Annotated in this window: 16 protein-coding genes and 1 riboswitch; of the genes, 12 read left to right on the top strand and 4 right to left on the bottom strand. The window is 65.5% G+C overall.

Annotation, left to right across the window (positions count from 1 at the left end; genetic code table 11):
• The first annotated feature begins 45 nt into the window (after positions 1-45).
• From GY791_05255 to GY791_05275, 5 genes are all read left to right on the top strand, one after another.
• On the top strand, positions 46-1,266 hold the full coding sequence (locus tag GY791_05255; GenBank protein MCP4327828.1) for an ABC transporter substrate-binding protein: 1,221 nt from the start codon (positions 46-48) through the stop codon (positions 1,264-1,266).
• Between the two features lie 93 nt (positions 1,267-1,359).
• Positions 1,360-3,459 (top strand): 3-hydroxyacyl-CoA dehydrogenase, encoded by a 2,100-nt coding sequence (locus GY791_05260; protein MCP4327829.1) that lies wholly within the window; start codon positions 1,360-1,362, stop codon positions 3,457-3,459.
• A gap of 36 nt (positions 3,460-3,495) precedes the next feature.
• Entirely contained in the window at positions 3,496-4,677 is a 1,182-nt protein-coding gene (locus GY791_05265) for an acetyl-CoA C-acyltransferase (GenBank protein MCP4327830.1), read from the top strand.
• A gap of 61 nt (positions 4,678-4,738) precedes the next feature.
• Complete coding sequence (locus GY791_05270; GenBank protein ID MCP4327831.1) at positions 4,739-5,743, top strand: hypothetical protein; 1,005 nt, start codon at positions 4,739-4,741, stop codon at positions 5,741-5,743.
• Between the two features lie 144 nt (positions 5,744-5,887).
• Complete coding sequence (locus GY791_05275; GenBank protein ID MCP4327832.1) at positions 5,888-8,527, top strand: AMP-binding protein; 2,640 nt, start codon at positions 5,888-5,890, stop codon at positions 8,525-8,527.
• A gap of 46 nt (positions 8,528-8,573) precedes the next feature.
• Here the strand turns inward: GY791_05275 and GY791_05280 are convergent, their stop codons facing one another.
• Positions 8,574-9,359: an SDR family oxidoreductase gene (locus GY791_05280; GenBank protein ID MCP4327833.1), complete on the bottom strand. Its 786-nt coding sequence runs from the start codon at positions 9,357-9,359 to the stop codon at positions 8,574-8,576.
• Positions 9,360-9,469: 110 nt separating this feature from the next.
• Between GY791_05280 and GY791_05285 the strand changes: the two genes are divergently transcribed.
• Positions 9,470-10,666, top strand: coding sequence for a pimeloyl-CoA dehydrogenase large subunit (locus GY791_05285; GenBank protein MCP4327834.1), 1,197 nt, complete (start codon positions 9,470-9,472; stop codon positions 10,664-10,666).
• A 4-nt stretch (positions 10,667-10,670) separates the two neighbouring features.
• Positions 10,671-11,804, top strand: coding sequence for a pimeloyl-CoA dehydrogenase small subunit (locus GY791_05290; protein ID MCP4327835.1), 1,134 nt, complete (start codon positions 10,671-10,673; stop codon positions 11,802-11,804).
• An 8-nt stretch (positions 11,805-11,812) separates the two neighbouring features.
• Here GY791_05290 and GY791_05295 read toward each other — a convergent pair whose 3' ends face one another.
• The 3 genes from GY791_05295 to GY791_05305 all read right to left on the bottom strand — a co-directional run bounded on the left by GY791_05295 (position 11,813) and on the right by GY791_05305 (position 13,373).
• On the bottom strand, positions 11,813-12,298 hold the full coding sequence (locus tag GY791_05295) for a VOC family protein (GenBank protein MCP4327836.1): 486 nt from the start codon (positions 12,296-12,298) through the stop codon (positions 11,813-11,815).
• A gap of 177 nt (positions 12,299-12,475) precedes the next feature.
• On the bottom strand, positions 12,476-13,180 hold the full coding sequence (locus tag GY791_05300) for a cobalt transporter (protein ID MCP4327837.1): 705 nt from the start codon (positions 13,178-13,180) through the stop codon (positions 12,476-12,478).
• A 10-nt stretch (positions 13,181-13,190) separates the two neighbouring features.
• On the bottom strand, positions 13,191-13,373 hold the full coding sequence (locus GY791_05305; protein ID MCP4327838.1) for a CbtB-domain containing protein: 183 nt from the start codon (positions 13,371-13,373) through the stop codon (positions 13,191-13,193).
• Positions 13,374-13,642: 269 nt separating this feature from the next.
• Between GY791_05305 and GY791_05310 the strand changes: the two genes are divergently transcribed.
• From GY791_05310 to cobO, 5 genes are all read left to right on the top strand, one after another.
• Entirely contained in the window at positions 13,643-14,665 is a 1,023-nt protein-coding gene (locus GY791_05310; protein ID MCP4327839.1) for a threonine-phosphate decarboxylase, read from the top strand.
• A 58-nt stretch (positions 14,666-14,723) separates the two neighbouring features.
• Positions 14,724-14,950, top strand: a riboswitch (cobalamin riboswitch).
• Positions 14,951-15,030: 80 nt separating this feature from the next.
• The gene (gene cobU / locus GY791_05315; protein MCP4327840.1) at positions 15,031-15,561 is read left to right on the top strand and encodes a bifunctional adenosylcobinamide kinase/adenosylcobinamide-phosphate guanylyltransferase; all 531 of its coding nucleotides are present in this window, start codon (positions 15,031-15,033) and stop codon (positions 15,559-15,561) included.
• A gap of 11 nt (positions 15,562-15,572) precedes the next feature.
• Positions 15,573-16,607, top strand: a complete 1,035-nt coding sequence (gene cobW / locus GY791_05320; protein ID MCP4327841.1) for a cobalamin biosynthesis protein CobW — start codon at positions 15,573-15,575, stop codon at positions 16,605-16,607.
• Positions 16,608-16,611: 4 nt separating this feature from the next.
• Positions 16,612-20,367, top strand: coding sequence for a cobaltochelatase subunit CobN (gene cobN / locus GY791_05325; protein ID MCP4327842.1), 3,756 nt, complete (start codon positions 16,612-16,614; stop codon positions 20,365-20,367).
• On the top strand, positions 20,364-20,990 hold the full coding sequence (cobO, locus tag GY791_05330; protein MCP4327843.1) for a cob(I)yrinic acid a,c-diamide adenosyltransferase: 627 nt from the start codon (positions 20,364-20,366) through the stop codon (positions 20,988-20,990). Before cobN ends, cobO begins: the two co-directional genes overlap by 4 nt.
• The last annotated feature ends 112 nt before the right edge of the window (positions 20,991-21,102 follow it).

The following is a 21,102-nucleotide window of genomic DNA, read 5'->3' on the forward strand; positions in this document are numbered from 1 at the left end:
ACGGGTCGTCAGGCGCGGCGCCGAAGGATTTGGGAGGACAGCACCATGCCGATGAATAGCAGGCCATGGATCGTTCTTGCCGGGGCGGCCGCCCTGGCTGTTGCCGCTACCGCGGAAGCGGCCGAATACGGTCCCGGCGCCAGCGACACCGAGATCAAGATCGGGCACACCAATCCCTATAGCGGCCGTGCTTCGGCCTACGGCACCATCGGCAAGGTGATTTCCGCCTATTTCGACAAGGTCAACGACGAAGGCGGGATCAACGGGCGCAAGATCACGTTCATCTCGCTCGATGACGGCTACAACCCGGCGAAGACGGTCGAACAGGTGCGCAAGCTCGTCGAACAGGAGGAAGTGCTGCTGCTGTTCCAGAACCTGGGTACGCCGACCAACAGCGCGGTCCACAAATACGTCGATGGGAAGCAGGTGCCGCATCTATTCCTCGCCACCGGCGCGACGAAATGGGCCGATCCGGACAATTTCCCGTGGACCATGGGGTGGCAGCCCAACTACCAGAGCGAGGCGCGGATCTACGCGCAATACATTCTCGATAATGTCGAGGACCCGAAGATCGGCGTGCTCTATCAGAACGACGATTACGGCAAGGACTATTTGACCGGCCTTCGCGACGGCTTGGGCGACAGGGCCGACGAGCTGATCGTCCTGACGGTTCCCTACGAGACCTCCGATCCGACGATAGACTCACAGATCGTCCAGTTGAAGGAAAGCGGCGCCAACGTCCTCCTCAATGTGGCGACGCCGAAGTGGGCGGCACAGGCGATCAAGAAGGCCCATGATATCGGCTGGCAACCGGTGCATCTGTTGAACAACGTATCCACATCCGTTCCGGCCGTACTGGCGCCGGCCGGGTTGGATAAATCCACCGGTATCGTTTCTTCGGCCTACTACAAGAGCCCGGGCGACCCGACCTGGGCCGACGACCCCGACTTCCAGGACTGGGTTGCGTTCATGAACACCTACTATCCCGACGGCAATACCGGCAGCGGCCTCAATGTCTATGGCTACGCCGTGGCCAAGACACTCGAACACGTGCTACGTCAAGCCGGCGACGAGCTGACCCGGGAAAACATCATGGAACAAGCGGCGAGTATGTCGGATCTGGAAATTCCTATGCTGCTGCCCGGAATCGTCATCAACACGAACTCCGATGATTTTAAGCCGCTGGAACAGATGCGATTGCAACGGTTCAACGGCGAGCGTTGGGAGCTCTTCGGCCCGGTCATGGAGGGTGCGCCCGGCAGCTAGCCGGAAGTCCGTTGTGATGCGGAAGGGCGGGTTCGCGGGACGCCGACGCCGACCGGAATTCAATTTCAACGAACACAGGGGAGAATGGTCGGAATGGCGACGGTCAACCTGGAACTGCGTGATGGAATCGCCCTCGTCACGATCGACAATCCGCCGGTAAACGGTCTTTCGGCGGCGATGCGAACCGGCCTCGCCGATCATTTGGATCGTTGCCTCGCCGATTCCTCGGTCGGCGCGATCGTCCTCGCCGGCGCCGGCCGCATGTTCGGCGGCGGCGCCGATATCCGCGAGTTCAACACGCCATTTGCCTTGCAGGAGCCGGCCCTGCCGCAATTGATCGACCGTTTCGAGGCGGCCGACAAACCGGTCGTCATCGCGCTCCACGGCGTTGCCGCCGGGGGCGCCCTGGAACTGGCCCTCGGCTGCCACTACCGGGTCGCGGCCAAGGGAACACGGCTCGGCCTGCCGGAAGTGACGCTCGGAATTGTGCCCGGCGCCGGCGGCACCCAGCGGCTGCCCCGCCTGATCGGCATCGAGGCGGCGCTCGACATGATCGTCCCGGGGGCGTTGATCCCGGCCGAGAAGGCCGACCGGCTGGGCCTGGTCGATCTGCTGGTCGAGGATGACGCCGCGGCGGCGGCGCTCGACTACGCGCGGTCCGTCCTAACCGAGGGCCGGGGGATTCGGCGCACCTCGGAACTGAACGATCATATCGAAGCGGCCAAGAGCGACTCCGGGATCTTCGACCGCTACCGGGAAAAGATCGTCCGTCGTGCGCGCGGGTTCGAGGCTCCCTATGCTTGTATCGAATGCATCGAGGCCGCGGTGACTCTTCCTTTCGCGGACGGACGCAAGTTCGAACGGGAGACCTTCAAGCGCTGCGTCGAATCGGATCAGTCCAAGGCGCTGCGCCATGCTTTCTTCGCCGAGCGGCAAGCGGCCAAGATCGCCGACGTACCGAAGGATACGCCGGTCGCCGAGATCGCCCGCGCCGCCGTCGTCGGTTGCGGCACCATGGGCGGCGGGATCGCCATGAACTTCGCCAATTCCGGCATCCCGGTGCGGGTGCTGGAGACCGATCGTGACCGGCTCGATGCCGGCATTGATTTGATCCGCAAGAACTATGCGGCGACGGTCTCGAAGGGCCGCCTCGACCAGGCGGAGATGGATCGGCGGATGGGCCTGATCGAGGGCACCGCCGACTACGCCGATCTCGGCGACGTGGATATCGTGATCGAGGCGGTGTTCGAAGAAATGGATGTCAAGAAGGAGGTCTTGGCGAAGCTCGACGAGGCGACCCGGCCGGAAGCGATCCTGACCACCAACACCTCGACGCTCGACGTCGACGAGATCGCCCGGGCGACGCACCGGCCGGCCAAGGTCATGGGCACCCATTTCTTCAGTCCTGCCAATGTCATGCGGCTGATGGAGAACGTGCGCGGCGCGGCAACCGACGCCGAGACGCTGGCCACCGTCATGGGCCTGGCCAAACGCATCGGCAAGGTCGGCGTCCTAGTCGGCGTCTGCGACGGCTTCGTCGGCAACCGCATGCTGTATGCCTATGCGCGCCAGGCCAACTTCCTGCTCGAAGAGGGCGCGCTGCCGCAGCAGATCGACAAGGTTATCTACGATTTCGGCTTTCCCATGGGTCCGTTCGCGATGGGCGATCTGGCGGGGCTCGATGTCGGCTGGCTGGTCCGCAAGGCGCGCGCCAAGATCCGCCCGTCGAATTTCCGCTATTCGCCGATTGCCGATCGCATCTGCGAGATGGGGCGATTCGGACAGAAAACCGGCGCCGGTTGGTACCTTTACGAGGACGGCAGCCGAGCCCCCATACCCGACCCCGAAATCGAAGCCCTGATCGCGGCGGTGTCGGAAGAGCTTGGTTTCGAGCGCCGCCAGATCTCCGACCAGGAGATTCTCGAGCGCTGCCTCTATCCGTTGATCAACGAGGGCGCCAAGATTGTTGCCGAGGGCATCGCCCAACGGCCCTCCGATATCGACGTGATTTGGCTTTACGGCTATGGCTTTCCCCGCTATCGCGGCGGACCTATGTTTTATGCCGACACAATCGGCGTCGACAGGGTGTATGAGGCGATGTCCCGGCTCTACGATATCCATGGCGATTGGCTGGAGCCGGCACCGCTATTGGCCGAATTGGCCAAGACCGGCCGCAAATTCGGCGACATTTAGCCGCGCCCCGTCGCGCCACAGCATGAGGATTACGTGATGCGAGATGCCGTCATCGTTTCGACCGCCAGGACGCCCATCGGCCGGGCCTTCCGCGGCGCTTTCAATAATACCCATGGAGCAACCCTCGGTGGCCACGTGATCAAGACCGCCGTCGAGCGCGCCAAGATCGACGCCGAAGAGGTCGAGGACGTGTTGATGGGCTGTGGCTTTCCGGAGGGCGCCACGGGCCACAACATCGCCCGGCTGTCCTCGATTCGCGCCGGGCTGCCGGCGACCACCTCGGCGGCGACGGTCAACCGGTTTTGCAGTTCCGGCCTGCAAGCGATCAGCATGGCCGCCCAGCGGGTCATCACCGATCAGGTTCCGGTCATGGTCGCGGGTGGATTGGAATCGATCAGCCTGGTTCAGAACAACCAGAACCTGCACCACTACCGCGAAGACTGGTTGATGGCGAACAAGCCCGAGCTGTGGATGAGCATGATCGAGACCGCCGATACGGTCGCCGAGCGCTACGACGTTTCGCGCGAGGCCCAGGACGAATACGCGCTGGCGAGCCAGTTGCGGACCGCTGCCGCCCAGCAGGCGGGGCGGTTCGACGACGAGATCGTCCCCTTGACCACCACCAAAATCGTCACCGACAAGGACAGCGGCGACAGCTGGGAGGAAGAGGTGACCCTGGCCCAGGACGAAGGCAACCGCCCTGGAACGAACCCGGAGGGGCTGGCCGCGCTGATGCCGGTGATGGGCGAGGACAAGTATGTCACCGCCGGAAACGCCAGCCAATTGTCGGATGGGGCCTCGGCCTGCGTCGTCATGGACAGCCAGTTGGCGGAACGCCGGGGATTGGAGCCGCTGGGCATTTGGCGCGGCTTCACGGTGGCCGGCTGCGAACCCGACGAGATGGGAATCGGCCCCGTCTTCGCTGTGCCCCGGTTGCTGAAACGGAACGCGATCAAGATCGACGACATCGATTTGTGGGAGCTCAACGAGGCCTTCGCCGTCCAGGTCGTCTATTGCCGAGACAAACTGGGCATTCCGATGGAGAAACTCAACGTCGACGGCGGCTCGATCTCGATTGGACACCCGTACGGCATGTCGGGCGCGCGGCTGGTCGGTCATGCCTTGATCGAAGGCAAGCGGCGCGGCGCGAAATTTGTCGTCGTCACCATGTGCATCGGCGGCGGCATGGGCGCGGCGGGCCTCTTCGAGGTCGCTTAGTCGAAGCCGGAAACCGGGCGAAACGGATGTCCGACCGCGTTGATCTGTTGGAGTGTCGGCAGTGACCGAAACCGTGCCCGTCATCGATTTAACGCCCTTGATCAAGGGCGCGGATGATGCCGGTTGCGATGGCGTCGCCGGCGAGATTGCCGATGCATGCCGGCATTGGGGTTTCTTCCAGGTCGTCAATCACGGCATTCCCCGGCCGCTGATCGATCGCGTGTGGCAGCAAACCATCGCCTTCTTCGACCTGCCGCTCGCCGAAAAGCGGAAGCTGCTGCGCACCAAGGACAATCCGCGCGGCTATTACGATCGCGAGCTGACCAAGAACGCCCGCGACCTCAAGGAGGTTTTCGATTTCGGTCTCGATCCTTTTCCCGACTTGCCCAGCGACCATCCGGCCAATCACCTGCCGGTGGATGGGCACAACCTGTGGCCTTCCAAGCTGCCGGATTTCCAGCCGACCATGAGCGAATACTTCAGGTCGTGCGACCGATTGGGCCACCGGCTCCTGGAGATGTTCTGCCTCGGTATCGGCGCCCCGCGAGATCGTCTCGACGCCTATTTCGGCCACGACCACACCAGCTTCGTCCGCCTCAACTATTATCCGCTCGAGGACCCGCTCGAGCCGGACCAGTCGGCGCAGGTCACCGCGCTCGGCGACATGGCACTGCACCACCATACCGATGCCGGCGTGCTGACGATCCTGCTACAGGATGAGGTTGGCGGCCTGCAGGTGTTCTCGCGCGGCGCGTGGTGGGATATCGCACCGATCGACGGCGCCATGGTCATCAATATCGGCGACATGATGCAGGTGTGGTCGAACGACGCGTATCCGGCGGCCTTGCACCGGGTGAAGTCGGTCACCGACCGTCCGCGATACAGCCTGCCGTTCTTCTTCAACCCGTCCTACGCCACCGATTGCGCGCCGCTCGAGCCGTTGATCACCGCCGAGGGGCCCCATTACCGCCCGATCAATTGGGGCCATTTCCGCCAGCTCCGCACCGACGGCGACTACGCCGATTACGGCAAGGAAGTACAGCTCGACGATTTCAGGCTGGTGTAGCACCGGAATTGATAACGGCGGCGCGGCTGCGGGTTCCAGGAGCCGGTTGCGTGCGCTGCGCCATTGGCGCACCATCGGATGGGCGAGCCGCGATCATGCCGCTGCACCCGGTGAGCGTTCGTCATCCAGCGAAGCGAGCCCGTGATGGGTCAGGATGTCCGACGATTCCTCAAGACGACGGGTTTCGTTCCCTTCCATAGGGACGCGATCGAAAGCTCTATACCGGAAATCTTTGCCCGCCAGGTGCGCGCCGCGCCCGACCGGTTCGCCGTCCGTTGCCGGCGGACCAGCCTCACCTATGGCGAGCTTGACAGAAAAAGCAGCCTCATCGCCCACGCCATTCTCGACCGCCTCGGCCGCGGTAACGAGCCTGTCGGGCTGCTGTTCGGGCAGGGGGATGCGGCGGTTGCGGCGATCCTCGGCGCCCTCAAGGCCGGCAAGATCTATGTCGCCATGGACCCGGCCTGGCCGGCCGACGACCTGCGCCGGGTCGTCGCCGATTGCCGCCCGCGTTTGATTCTGACCGCCGGGGAAATCCGAAATTTGGCGTTGGATCTCGCCGGCGCCGCGGATCGCTGGCTGGACGTCGAGGAGATCCGACCCGGCACACGGGACGATGACCCCGAACTCGAAATCGCGCCGGCGGATACCTGTTACATCTACTACACCTCGGGCAGCACAGGCCTACCCAAGGGTGTCTACGACAGTCATCGAAACGTCCTCCACAACGTGATGCGATACACCAACAGCCTCGGCATCGGCCCTGCCGATCGCTTGTCGCTGATCCAGTCGCCGGCCTTCAGCGGTACCGTGTCGACCCAGTTTTCGGCGCTGGCGAATGGTGCCGCGCTGTTTCCGTTCGACCTGCATCGCGCCGGCATCGGGCGGCTGGCCGACTGGATTGCCGATGAAGGCGTCACGATCTTCCACTCGGTCCCTGCCATTTTCGAGAGCCTCATGGCAACCGGTCGCAGCTTCGACAGCTTGCGCATCGTTCGCCTCGAAGGCGACCGCGCGGAACGGCGCCAGATTGCTCTTTTTCAGGAGCGTTTCGGCGATCGGTGCATCCTGGTCAATGGATTGGGCGCGACCGAGACCGGGCTCGCGCGGCAGTATTTCATTGGTTCGAAAAGCCAACTCCCGGGCGATGTGGTTCCGGTCGGCTACCCGACCGACGACATGATCGTGCGTGTCGTTGACGATGACGGCGCCGAGGTGCGGCGAGACGACATCGGCGAGATCGCCGTCACCAGCCCCTATCTGGCGCTGGGCTATTGGAACCGCGCCGAGAAGACCTCCGAGGCGTTCACGACCGAAGCCCGGTCAGAGAGCGAGTGGACCTACCGCACCGGCGATCTCGGCCGGATGGGCGACGACGGTTGCCTCGAAGTTCTCGGTCGAAAAGATTTTTGCCCCAAGCTCAATGGCCGCCGGATCGACATTCCGGCGATCGAAGCGGCGCTGCATCGCCTCCCGGCCATAGAGCAGGCGGTGGTCGCGGTCGACGGAAACGGGCACGGCGGGCAACGCCTCGTCGCCTATATCGTGGCCTCCGGCGCCGGGCCGGCGGTCGGGGCCATGCGGCGCGCGCTCGCCGATTCCTTGCCGCCCCACATGATACCCAATCGCTATCTCTTCATCGATGACCTGCCCCTCGACCGCAACGCAAAAGTCGACCGCCGCAGGCTACCGGCCGCTCCGTCGTCACGCCCCAAGCTGGAGGAGCCTTTCGTCGCCGCGCGAGGCGCGGTCGAGGAGGCGATCGCGGCGTGTTTTTGTGAGGTGCTATATATCGACTCCGTCGGCGCCGACGACGATTTCTTCGATCTCGGGGGCGATTCGCTGTTGTACTTGGAACTCCTGACCCGGATCGAGCAGCGCTTCGAGATGTCCACGTTGCCCGACATCCCCGGGGAGCGCTTTACCGTATCCACGTTCGCCCAATCGGTGAACGGGGGAGGCCGATCGACCACGTTGGTTCCGTTCCGCAGCGGCGGAACGGGGCCGGCTCTGTTCTGTATGCACAACCATCCCGGCAATATTCCGGAATACCGCCGCCTCGCCGCCCGCCTGGCGACCGCTCGGCCGGTCTACGGGCTGCAGCGCATCGGCGCTCCCGACAGGGGGTTCGAAGTGCTCGAAATAGAGGATCATGCCGAGATATTTGTGCGGGAAATCTGTGCCCTTCAGCCCGACGGCCCCTATCATTTGTGCGGCAATTGCTTCGACGGCGTGGTTGCGTTCGAAGTAGCGCGGCAGTTGCAAGGGCTGGGCCGAGAGATGGGAAAGGTGATCCTGGTCGACACTGCGTTTCCAGCCCGTGACCCTGGCGCCATCGGGCAGCAGTGGCGCAATCACCACTTCTGGCGATGGTTCGCCGCCCGCCCTTTTGACGAGCAACTCGCTTTTCTAGGCCGCCGCGTGAGAGGCATCGGAAATTTGTCGGTCCGCGCGATCGCGGGGCGATTGCCGGGCACCGGGAAGCAGGCGCGGGAGAGCGATGCCGATGACGGCGGCGGGTTCCGCTCCAATGCGATTGCCGCCCATAAAGCGGCGCTCCGGCGCTATCGCCCGCGGCCCTACGATGGCGAGATCACGCTGATCTGTCCGGGACCCCCGCACAATCAGCGCGGTTGGGCGAAGGTCGCCGACCGCGGGCTGTGCGTTCGCGAGATTCCGGTCGGTCGCGACGTCGGCGGCCGGAAGTTCGAGATGCCCCATCTGACGGCGGACCCGTATCTGACGCCATTGGCGGCCCTGATCGACGAAATTCTCGACGCCTGATCGTCGCCTCGTTGGCGATGCCCGCGAGCCCGCAACGCCGGACGGGCTAAGTATAACGCCCGCTGGCGATGGTGACGCCGCCATCGACGACGATGGCTTGGCCGGTGATCCAGCTCCCGGCGCGGCTCGCCAGCAATAAGGCGGTGCCGGCGATGTCCACGGGCTCACCCAAGCGGCCGAGCGGGTAGTGGCGAACCGCTTCGTCGTGGGTTTCCCGGTCCTCCCACAAGGTGCGCGCCATGTCGGTCTTGACGATGCCCGGCGCGATGCAGTTGGCGCGGATATTGTGCGGCCCCCATTCGACGGCCAGATTTCGCGCCAGCTGCAGGTTGGCCGCCTTGGCCAACCCATAGATGCCCAGTTTGTCGTGACCCTTGAGCCCGCCGATGCTGGAAACGATGATGACCGTCCCGTCGCGCCGCTCCGCCATTTGTGGCAGGACCAGGTTGCACAGCCACAGCGTGCTCTTGACGTTGGTATCCATGATCTTGTCGTAGGCCGCCTCGGAGACGCCGAGCATCGGCCCGTAGTGGGGATTGACCGCCGCGTTGCAGACCAGGATGTCGATGCGGCCCCACTCGGCCAGCGTCCGCTCGACCAGGTTCTCGAGGTCGTCTTGGTGCGACACATTGCACGCGATGTCGATGGCCGTGCCGCCCGCCGCGGCGATGGCTTCGGCGACCGTCTTGCAGGCATCGGCCTTGCGGCTCGAAACGACGACCTTGGCGCCGGCCGCGGCCAGGACCTCGGCGATCGCGCGTCCGATGCCTTTCGTTGCTCCGGTGACGATGGCGACTTTCCCGGAAAGATCGAACAGGTCATGATGGTTCATTGCGGGCAATTCCTTGCGGCGATGGGCCCCGGGATCATATCGCGGGCTGGCGGACGCCGACACCGGTATCCATGTCCGCCGGCCGGATCGCAGGGGAGGGGAGAACCGACGTGGATGTAAAGCTCAATGCCGAGGACGCCGCCTTTCGTGACGAGGTGCGTCAATTCATCGCCGACAACCTGCCCGCCGATATCCGCCGCCGGGTCGAGACCGGCAAGCGGCTGTCGAAGGACGACCATGTCCGCTGGCAGAGGGTCCTGCACCAAAAGGGCTGGATCGCGCCCCATTGGCCGGTCGAGCATGGCGGCACCGGCTGGAGCCCGCTGCGGCGCTATATCTTCGAGGAAGAGCTCGGCCGGGCGCCGACGCCGCGGATCATACCCTTCGGGCTGGCGATGGTCGGGCCGGTGATCATGACCTTTGGCGACGATCGCCAGAAGGCGCATTACCTGCCCCGCATCCTGTCCAGCGAGGATTGGTGGTGCCAGGGCTATTCCGAGCCCGGCGCCGGTTCCGATCTCGCCTCGCTGCAAACGCGAGCGGTCGCCGATGGTGACGATTACATCGTCAACGGGCAGAAGACGTGGACCACGATGGCCCAGCACGCCGACATGATTTTCTGCCTGGTGCGGACCTCGACCGCGGGCAAGCCCCAGGAGGGAATTTCATTTCTGCTCATCGACATGAAGAGCGCGGGGATCGAGGTGCGCCCGATCACCACGCTCGATGGCGGCCAGGAGGTCAACGAGGTCTTTTTCGACGATGTCCGCGTGCCCAAGGCCAATCTGATTGGCGGGGAAAACAAGGGCTGGACCTACGCCAAGTTCCTGCTCGGCCATGAGCGCGCCAATATCGCCGATGTCGGCCGCTCGAAGCGCGAACTGGCCCGCCTCGAAGCGATCGCATCCAGCGAGCTCTCGGACGGGCGGCCGCTGCTCGACGACCCCGCGTTTCGAAGCAGACTGGCGGCGCTCGAGATCGAGCTGATGGCGTTGGAATCGGTGGTCCTGCGCATGCTTGGCGACGGCACGAATTCGGGCCCGCCGGGACCCGAGGCCTCGCTGCTCAAGGTCAAGGGCACCGAAATCCAGCAAAAAATCACCGAGCTGCTGTTCGAGGCCATCGGTCCCTATGCCGCGCCCTTTGTCACCGAGGCGCTCGATGACGGCTGGAACGAGGCGCCGATCGGACCCGATTACGCGGCACCGCTGGCGCCGTATTATTTCAACTGGCGCAAGGCGTCGATCTACGGCGGCAGCAACGAAATCCAGAAGAACATCATCGCCAAAATGGTGCTGGGGTTTTAGGGCGATGGCGATCGCATTGAGCGAAGAGCAGCGCCTGTTGCAGGAAAGCGCACGTCGCTTCGTCGAACGCGATTACGGGTTCGCGACCAGGTCCCGCATCGTCGCCAGCGAAGACGGGATCGACGGCGAGAAATGGAGGCAGTTCGCCGAGCTTGGCTGGCTCGGCGTCGCCGTGCCCGAGGCCTATGGCGGTATGGATGGGGGCCTCGCCGAGATCGCCGTCCTCTTGGACGCGGTTGGTCGCGGCCTGGTCGTCGAGCCGCTGCTGTCGACCATCGTCCTCGGCGGCGGGCTGATCGGCGAGCTCGGCACCGAGGCGCAGAAGCGGGACCTGCTGCCGCCCATGGTGGCCGGAGAGCGGCGCTTCGCGGTCGCGCTCGGCGAGCCGCAGGCGCGCTACGATCTGCACGATGTTACGGCCCGTGCAAGGCCCGAGGGGGACGGCTTCGTGATCAGCGGCCACAAGAGCGTCGTCTATGATGCGCCCGGCGCCGATATGCTTCTCGTCGTCGCCCGCTCGGCGGGCGAGCCGCGCGACGTGGACGGCCTGAGCTTGTTCCTGGTCGCCCCTGGAATGCCCGGGGTTACCCTCAGGCCTTATCCGACCATCGATGGCGGCCGCGGCGCCGATGTCGTCCTCGACGATGTCCGGGTATCCGGCGATGCCATCCTCGGAACACCCGGTTCGGCGCTAGCCGCCCTGACCCGGGCGGTGGACCGGGCGCGGATCGTCCTCGGCTCGGAAGCCGCCGGGATCATGGCGGTTCTCGTCGACGCGACGCGGGACTACCTCAAGACCCGCCGCCAATTTGGCACAACGCTGGAGAAATTTCAGGTCCTGCAACACCGGCTTGTCGATATGCTGATCGCGCAACAGATGACCGAAGCGTTGGTGCTGCGCGTCGCCCTCGAATACGACGACTTGGACAACTCGGAGAAAGCGCGGGCTGCGGCTGCGGTCAAGGCCAAGGTCGGGGAGGCCGGAAAATTCATCGGCCAGCAGGCCGTTCAACTGCATGGTGGCATTGGCATGACCGACGAACTGCCGGTCGGCCACTACTTCAAGCGGCTGTCGATTATCGGAACGATGTTCGGCGACGCGGCGTATCACCTGCGGCGTTTCCGCGACCTGGCCTGAGTATTTCGCTACGAGGCGGGCTTGCCGGTCTGCCATTCGGTGAGCGCGTCGTGGGCGCGAGCCGCCGCTTCCGCGGCATAGCCCTCCGATCCCTCGGCCGGCGCGGCGAGCTCGATGACATAGCCGTTGGGGTCGCGGAAATAGATCGATTGAATAAACCCGTGATCGGCGACACCGCGCGTTTCCCGGCCCTCCGCCCTACCCTTGGCGAACATCGCCGCTTGTGTTTCGGCATCGACTTCCAGGGCGATGTGAAGGTCGTAGTCGTGCTGATCCCTGAACTCGAAGGGCGCGCCCGGCACTTCGAAGAAGGCGAGGAACGATCCGTCGCCGAGGCGATAGAAGCTGTGCAATGCCTTGGTGACGCGCCCGGTCTTGGTCTCGGTGATTTCGAAAGCGTCGGCCAGGGGAAGGCCAAGGAAATCCTCATAGAACTTTCGCGTTTCTTCCGAATCGCGGCAGCGATAGGCGTTGTGATGGAGGCCCTTGATCATGGCGGCATGTCCCGTGCGATTGCTACGCAACCCCGATCTTGAGCGTCCCTGGCGTCGCGTCAAGGGGCGGCCCGACGAGGCTGCCGGTCGACATCGACCGCCGATGTTGGAAAACCAAAGAGTTTCAAGATGTTATCGCCGTCAGGCGTCACCAGTGCCCCGGCCGTCGCGGCCGGATCAGGCTTGCACCCGGCCGTAGAGATAGCCCGCGACCGAGCCCAGAACGGCCCAGAAAATGGCGCCACCGGCGACCGACAGGATGGCAAACTCGGCGGCCAATTCGGGCGGCGCCAAGCCGATTCCGTCACCGAGAGGTAGCGAGAGCAATTGCGGCAGGACGATCGCCGCGACGCCCACGGCCTTCAGCCAGGGCCGCGCGCCGAACGCGATAAGGGCGATACCGCCAGCGGTGGCGACGGCGATGCCGAGCCACGCCATCTGGCGGAGCGATACGTCGATCGCCGCCGCGCCCGGCAACTCCGGCGGCATCTGCAGCGCGGGCGCCAGGACGAAGGCGGCAAACCCCGCCATCCCCCACAGCAATCCGTTGCTCGCGCGGACCGGCCGTCCGGAGAGGATGAACCCGGCGACCAGCAACAAGGCGAAGCCGATGCCGGTCAGGATATTGGCGAGCGAGGTGAAACCGACCCGCTCGATCCCATCCGCGGGGGCCCAGGCGCCGTCGCCGTGGTCATGCTCCGCCGCCACGCCGGCCGCGGGTTCGGCCCCATGCGTGTCACCGGCCGGAGAAGTGGACGCCGCGTGTTCGAACGTTTCCGCCTCGTGGATCAACGGCGTCAGCTTGTAGGATTGCAGCAGCGTTACCGCCAAACCGGCGACGGCGCCGGCGATGACGGCGATCAGGAGCGCGCGCAGAATCACGGGTCGTGGCCTAGTGGCAGGGGAATGCCATGGAATGCCGCGAATCGTGGGCCGCGTTGTGCAGCGTGCTCGACTGCGCGAAGCCGACACCCCAAACAATGAACATTCCCAACAATGCGAGAACGATGACCGCCCCCAGGCGCTCTTGGGTACCGACCGAAAGCCGTCCGTGCTGTGTAGCGTTGGTTTGCATGTGCTTCAGCTCCATCGACTGTGCCCCTGCGGGACGTGGCGCCGCCATCATGGCAGCACGGCCACGTTCATGTCAGCCCGACAGGCAGCCGCGTGTCTAGTTTCTAACCGAACAGAAATTGTCGTCAAGCGATCCCTGCGCCGGTCGATACGATTATACGCGATATTATGCGCCGTGAACCCTGCGCGACGAACGGTTTGCACCCAGTGGCGGTCGGCTGCTATGGAGGACCGTGAGCTGCCCCAGGCTTCGAATACAGGCCCTCGATGATGGATGAAAAGGACGCCCGTCCGCACCACGGCGGCGGATTGGATGCGGTCAGGCCATTGAAGACATCGCGGGGCGATGCCTGGATCGACCTGTCGACGGGAATCAATCCCTGGCCCTATCCGCTGCCCAAGATAGAATCCGCGGCCTGGCACCGCCTTCCCGGCGTCGAGCTTTTGGAGGCGGCGCTGGACGCCGCCCGGTCCTGCTATGGCGCTCCCCAAGACGCCCGGCTCGTCGCGGCGCCGGGTTCGCAGGCACTCATCCAGTGGCTGCCGTGGCTGCGATCACGCGGCCGCGTGGCCGTCTTGGGTCATACCTATGGCGAGCATGCCTATTGCTGGGGTCAAGCGGGTCATGACGTGGCCGTCGTCGACGATCTCGGGGATGCGATCAGGACGGCGGATGTCGTTGTGGTGACTAATCCGAACAATCCCGACGGGCGTGTCCGAGCCCCGGCAGAGCTGCGCGAGGCCGCGGTTCTGCTGGCCGCGCGCGGCGGCTGGCTGATCGTCGACGAGGCCTTCGCCGATCTGCAACCCGATTGCTCGCTTGCGTCGGCGGCCGATACCCCCGGCGTTTGCGTGCTGCGATCGGTCGGCAAGTTTTTCGGACTGGCCGGCTTGCGGCTCGGCTTCCTGATCGGCGCCCAGGATATCGCCGACCGCGTCGAAGCGGCGCTCGGCCCGTGGGCGGTCAGCGGCCCCGCGCTCGCCATCGGTTCGCGGGCCCTCGGCGATCGCGCTTGGATCGACAAGACGCGCGCGCGGCTGTCGGACGCGGCCGCTCAATTGTCGTCTCTTCTCGATGCGGCCGGATTCGAGGACATCGGCGGAACCAGCCTGTTCCGCCTGGTGGCTCACGAACGCGCGGCGGCCATTCATGACGGATTGCTCGGGGCGGGCATTCTGGTGCGGAACTTTCCCGAACAACCGCGCTGGCTGCGGTTCGGGCTACCGGCCAGCGGCCGCGAGCGGACCCGATTGGAGCGGAGCCTGGCGGCAATTATCGGCCCTCAGTCATGAATTCGCCGCTGTGGACAGGCGCGGTTAAAATTGACAGCCGGAGCGCCGAGTCCATAGAGTGGCGCCGCTGGTTTCGGGTCTTCGTTCGCCGCTCGGGGAACGGAGGGTAACAGGGAACACGGTGCGGCGGTGTCGACCGCTCATTCCGTGACTGCCCCCGCAACTGTAAGCGGCGAGCCCGCGCTGCAACGGGCCACTGATCGGGGCGATAGGCCGGGTCGGGAAGGCGCAGCGCAGGGCGACGACCCGCGAGTCAGGACATCTGCCCGGATTCCAGCCTTACGAAACCGTTTCGGGCGGGGTGCACCGATGGGTCTTTTTACGGCATTGCGACGGCGAAGGTCATGGCGCCACTGGCGGCGGCAATGGGTGCCATGCTGCCGCCCTTGACCCTGGTCCTGGGCGGCGCCCGGTCCGGCAAGAGCGCCTACGCCGAATCGCTCGTCGACGATGATGGCCGCCCGCCGGTCTACGTCGCGACCGGCAGTGCCGGGGACGACGAGATGGCGGCGCGCATCGCCCGCCACCGCGAACGCCGCGGCAAGCGCTGGGAAACCATCGAAGAGCCGCTTGATCTCGCCGAAGTCCTGTCGCGGACCGCGGCCCGCGATACCGTTCTGCTGGTCGATTGCCTCACCCTGTGGTTGACCAACGTTCTGCTGTCCGACCGCGATGTCGAGGCCGCGTGCCAAGACCTGGTGGCAGCGCTGCCGGTCCTCGACGGGCCGGTGGTGCTGGTTGCCAACGAAGTCGGTCTTGGAATCGTTCCCGAAGCGCGGCTGGGGCGTGAATTCCGCGACCGCGCCGGCCGCCTTCATCAGGATATCGCGGCCGTGGCCCAGTCGGTGGTTCTGGTCGTCGCCGGTCTGCCCCAACATCTCAAAACAGCATCCTGAACGGAGACCCCATGCCAACCGCTCAAAAGATTCCGGCCACCATCATCACCGGATTTCTCGGCGCCGGGAAGACGACGACGATCCGGCATCTCCTCGAAACCGCGAACGGGCGGCGCCTCGCATTCATCATCAACGAATTCGGCGATCTCGGGATCGATGGCGAGATCATCAAGAGCTGCGGCATCGAGGGCTGCGACGAGGACGACGTCGTCGAACTCGCCAACGGTTGCATCTGTTGCACCGTCGCCGACGATTTCCTGCCGACCATGCAGGCGCTTCTGGATCGGCCCCAGCCGCCGGACCACATCATTATCGAAACCTCGGGCCTGGCGTTGCCCAAGCCCCTGATCAAAGCCTTCAACTGGCCGGAAGTGCGGTCTCGCGTGACCGTCGATGGGGTCATTGCGGTGGTCGATGGTCCGGCCGTTGCCGAGGGGCGTTTCGCCGACGATCCCGATGCGGTGAACGAGCAACGCGCGGCGGACGAGATGCTCGATCACGAGAGCCCGCTCGAGGAGCTGTTCGAGGAACAATTGGCGGCCGCGGACTTGGTCGTTCTCAACAAGACCGACCTGCTCGATCCGCCCGCCCGTGAAAGCGTGACGGCCACCATACACAAAGAGATGCGGCACATGGCGAAGTCGGTCGCCGCCCGGCACGGCAGGATCGACGCCGAAATCCTGCTCGGGCTCGGCGCCGCCGCCGAGGACGATCTCGATACCCGGCCGTCCCATCACGACGACGGCAGCGAGCACGACCATGACGACTTCGTCAGCTTCGACGTCGATCTCGACCCCGATCGCGAACCCGAGACCCTGGTCCGGCGGCTGGCGCCGGCCATCGCGGCCCACGACATACTGCGGATCAAGGGGTTTGCCGCCATCGCCGGGAAGGACATGCGCCTGGTGGTGCAGGCGGTCGGGCCGCGTATCCAGCACTATTTCGACCGCCCGTGGCGCGCCGACGAGCCGCGGCGAACCCGGCTGGTGGTGATCGGCGAGAGCGGTCTCGATCGCGACGCCGTTGCGGCGGCCCTGAAGGGGTAACGGATTGCATCTTCTTCAAGCCCAGGCCGGCGCCATTGCCGACGGATCGGAGGCCGTCGATCTCGGTCAGACGCCGGGCGATATCGTGGTGCTCTCGGCGGCAGACACCGAACTGGCGAATTTGGCTCAAGCCCGAGCCTCCCTGCCGGAGCAGATTGGCCGCGTCCGCATCGCCAACCTCATGCAGCTCGGCCACAATCTATCGATCGACGTCTATACGGATGCGGTGATTCGCAACGCCAAGCTCGTCGTCGTCCGCCTGCTCGGTGGGGTTGGCTATTGGCCTTACGGGGTCGAGCAACTGATCCTTGCCTGCCGCGAGACGGGTGCGATGCTCGCCCTGCTTCCGGGCGACGACCAGCCGGATGTCGAACTCGCCGCGCAGTCGTCGCTGCCGGCGGACGCCTACAACCGGTTGTGGCAGTACCTGGTTCAGGGCGGGCCGGACAATGCGCGCCATTTCCTCGCCTATTGCGCGGACCTGATCGGCAATCCGTCGACCTGGTCCGAGCCGGTGCCGCTGTTGCGGGCCGGCCTCTATTGGCCGGGTCACGACCGGCCGAGCTTGGCCGATCTCCAATCGCGGTGGACCGAGGGAGCGCCCGTCGCCGCCGTGGTGTTTTATCGCGCTCATCTTCAGGCCGGCAATCTCGAACCGATCGACGCCCTCATCGGCGCGTTGCAACGCCACGGCGTCAACCCGCTGCCGTTCTATGCCGCCAGCCTCAAGGACCCGGCCTGCGCCGACCTTGCCGCGCACCTCCTGGGGGAGGCCGGTACCGGTCTTGTCATCAACACCATGGGGTTCGCCCTTTCGCGACCGGGCGGGCCGCGTTCGGAAACACCGTTCGATGCCCTCGACTGCCCGGTTTTACAGGTCGTTCTGTCCGGCGGGGCTGAGGACGGTTGGCGCGCCGGCACGAATGGCCTGTCGCCGCGCGATATCGCGATGAACGTGGCCCTGCCGGAGGTCGACGGGCGCATCCTCGGCCGCGCGATCTCGTTCAAGCATGAAAGCGGCTTCGACGCCGCCACCGAGAGCCTGATCGTGCGCTACCGAAGCGTGCCGGATCGGGTCGAGTTTTGCGCGCGCTTGGCGGCCAATTGGCTCACGTTGGGGCGTACGCCGGTCGCCGCGCGCAAGGTCGCCGTGGTCCTCGCAAATTATCCCAACAAGGACGGGCGCATCGGCAACGGGGTCGGGCTGGATACGCCGGCGGCAACCATCGAACTGCTGGCGGCGATGCAGGGCGCAGGATATGGCGTGCGCGATCGTCCCGCGTCCGGCAACGATCTGATCGCCCGTCTGCAGGCCGGGCCGACCAACGCGGCGGTTGCCGGCCGCAGAGTGGAGACGCGCCTGGCCCTGTCGGACTATGTCTCATTCCTCGCCACGCTGCCGCCGGAGGTTCGCCAACAGGTCGATGCGCGCTGGGGTCCGCCGGAGCAGGACTCGATGTTCGAGGCGGACGCCGAAACGCCATGCTTCGCGTTGCCGGTGATGTGGTGCGGCAATGTCCTGGTCGGCGTTCAGCCGGCGCGTGGTTATAATATCGACCCCGCCGCCACCTATCACGATCCCGCCTTGGTGCCGCCCCATGGTTACCTGGCGTTCTACGCCTATCTGCGGCGCGACGTGGGGGCGGTGATCCACATGGGCAAGCACGGCAATCTGGAATGGCTGCCAGGCAAGTCGCTCGCCTTGTCGGAATTGTGTTTTCCCGACGCCGTGTTCGGACCCTTGCCGCATATCTATCCCTTTATCGTCAACGATCCGGGCGAAGGCACCCAGGCCAAACGCCGCGCCCAGGCGGTGATTGTCGATCATCTGACCCCGCCGCTGACGCGGGCCGAGACCTACGGCCCTTTGGCCGAGCTCGAACGGCTCGTCGACGAGTATTACGACGCCGCCGGCGTCGACCCCCGCCGCCTCGGTCTTCTGCGCCGGGATATCGTCGAACTGTCGGCCCGGATCGGGCTCGACAGCGATTGCGGGATCGCACCGGGCGAGGATGCGGATAGCGCATTGGCAAAATTGGACAATTACCTCTGCGAATTGAAGGAAATGCAGATTCGCAGCGGTCTCCATGTCTTCGGCCGCGCGCCGCAAGGCCTAGCCTTGACCGATCTCCTGGTCGCCCTGGTCCGGGTGCCGCGCGGCGACGGCAAGGACGGTGATGCCTCCTTGATACGGGCCTTGGCCCGCGACCTCGGTATCACCGAGTTCGATCCGCTCGATTGCACGCTCGGCGCTTCGTGGGATGGGCCGCGGCCGGATGCGCTGCGCGAGATACTCGGGCCCGATGTGCGGTGGCGCACCGCCGGCGACACTGTCGAGCGGCTCGAGGCCCTGGCCCAGGCGCTGGTCGGCGGGGACATGGCGGCCGATCCCCAGTGGGCGCGGACTTCGGCGGTCCTGCGGAATGTGGAATCCGATGTGGGTCCGGCGGTGCGGCGGTCCGGCGCCGCCGAGATCGCCGGCGTGCTGACCGCGCTCGACGGCCGGTTCGTGGCGCCCGGCCCATCCGGCGCGCCGACCCGCGGACGGCTCGATGTTCTGCCGACCGGGCGAAACTTCTATTCCGTCGACACCCGCACGGTCCCGACGCCGACCGCGTGGCGGCTCGGCTGGGCCTCGGCGACGGCGCTGGTCGACCGCCACCGCCAGGAGCAAGGGGAATGGCCGCGGGTTATGGCGCTGTCCGCCTGGGGTACTTCCAACATGCGCACCGGCGGCGACGACATTGCCCAGGCGTTGGCGCTGATCGGCGTGCAACCGATCTGGGAGGTCGCCTCGCGCCGGGTCACCGGTTTCGAGATCATGCCGGCCTCGGTCCTCGACCGGCCGCGGGTCGACGTGACGCTGCGCATCTCAGGGTTTTTCCGCGACGCCTTTCCGGCCCAGATCGATCTCTTCGATTCGGCGGTACGCGCGGTCGCCGGCCTCGACGAGACCGACGACGTCAATCCGCTGGCCGCGCGCTGCCGTCGCGAGGTCGCCGAGCTGATCGCCGACGGGCAGGCGCCCAACGATGCCGAGCGACGGGCGGCGACCCGGGTCTTCGGCTCCAAGCCCGGTGCCTATGGCGCCGGGTTGCAGGCCCTCATCGACGAACGCGGGTGGCGCGACGCCTCGGATTTCGCCACTGCCTATCTCGCCTGGGGCAGCTACGCCTATGGTGCCGGTCAACAGGGGCGCGCCGAGGAGGCACTCTTTCGCCGCCGCCTCGGCGGGGTGCAAGCGGTCATCCACAACCAGGACAACCGCGAGCACGATCTGCTCGATTCCGACGACTATTACCAGTTCGAAGGCGGGCTGGCGGCGACCGTGAACCACCTGTCGGGGCGCAAACCGATCGTCTATCACAACGACCATTCGCGGCCCGAACGGCCTGTGGTGCGGCGGCTCGAGGAGGAGATCGCGCGGGTCGTCCGCGCCCGCGCCGTCAACCCGAAGTGGATCGCCGGGGTCATGAACCACGGCTACAAGGGCGCCCTCGAGATGGCGGCGACGGTCGACTACCTGTTCGCCTTCGCGGCGACCACCGGCGCCGTTGCCGACCATCATTTCGACGCCGTCTACGACGCGTATCTGTGCGACCAGACGGTGCGCGACTTCTTCGCCGACAACAATCCGGCCGCCTTGCGCGAGGTCGCCGCGCGCCTACTCGAGGCGCAGCAGCGCGACCTGTGGCGACCGCGTCGCAACACCGCATTCGAACATCTCACGCAATTGGCCGGCGAGGAGGCACGACCATGACCCGCAAGGACATGACCGAAGAGGAGATCGACCGGCGCCACGCCGAGAAGATGGCCAAGAAGAAGGCGGCCCGGGACAAGATCATCGCCACCAAGACCATCGAGAAGGGCCTCGTCATTGTCCACACCGGAAAGGGCAAGGGCAAGTCGACGGCGGCCTTCGGGTTGGTCATGCGGGCGATCGGCCACGGCTTCAAGATCGGCATCGTCCAGTTCGTCAAGGGCCGGTGGGAGACCGGCGAACGCAAGGTGCTCGAGGCATTCGCCGATCAGGTGACGATCCGGACCATGGGCGAGGGCTTTACCTGGGAGACCCAGGACCGGCAGCGCGACATTGCCGCCGCGGCGACGGCATGGGAGCGGGCGCGGGAGATGATCCGCGATCCGAGCTACAAACTGGTCCTCCTCGACGAGCTCAACATCGTCCTGCGCTACGACTATCTCGATGTCGACGAAATCGTCGCCTTCCTTCGCGACGAGAAGCCCGCCGACACCCATGTCGTCATCACCGGCCGCAACGCCAAGGATGCGCTGATCGAGCAGGCCGATCTGGTCACCGAGATGACCATGGTCAAGCATCCCTTCCGCTCGGGCGTCAAGGCGCAGCCCGGCATCGAGTTTTAGGACATAAGCGATGACACCGGTTCAGGTCCCGCGTCATCTCGCTGCCCCCCACCCTCCCGCTATGCGGGTGCCTCCCTCTCCCCGTCGGGGAGAGGGTTGGGGTGAGGGGGAA

This window comes from Alphaproteobacteria bacterium (genome assembly GCA_024244705.1).
Taxonomy (GTDB): Bacteria; Pseudomonadota; Alphaproteobacteria; order JAAEOK01; family JAAEOK01; genus JAAEOK01.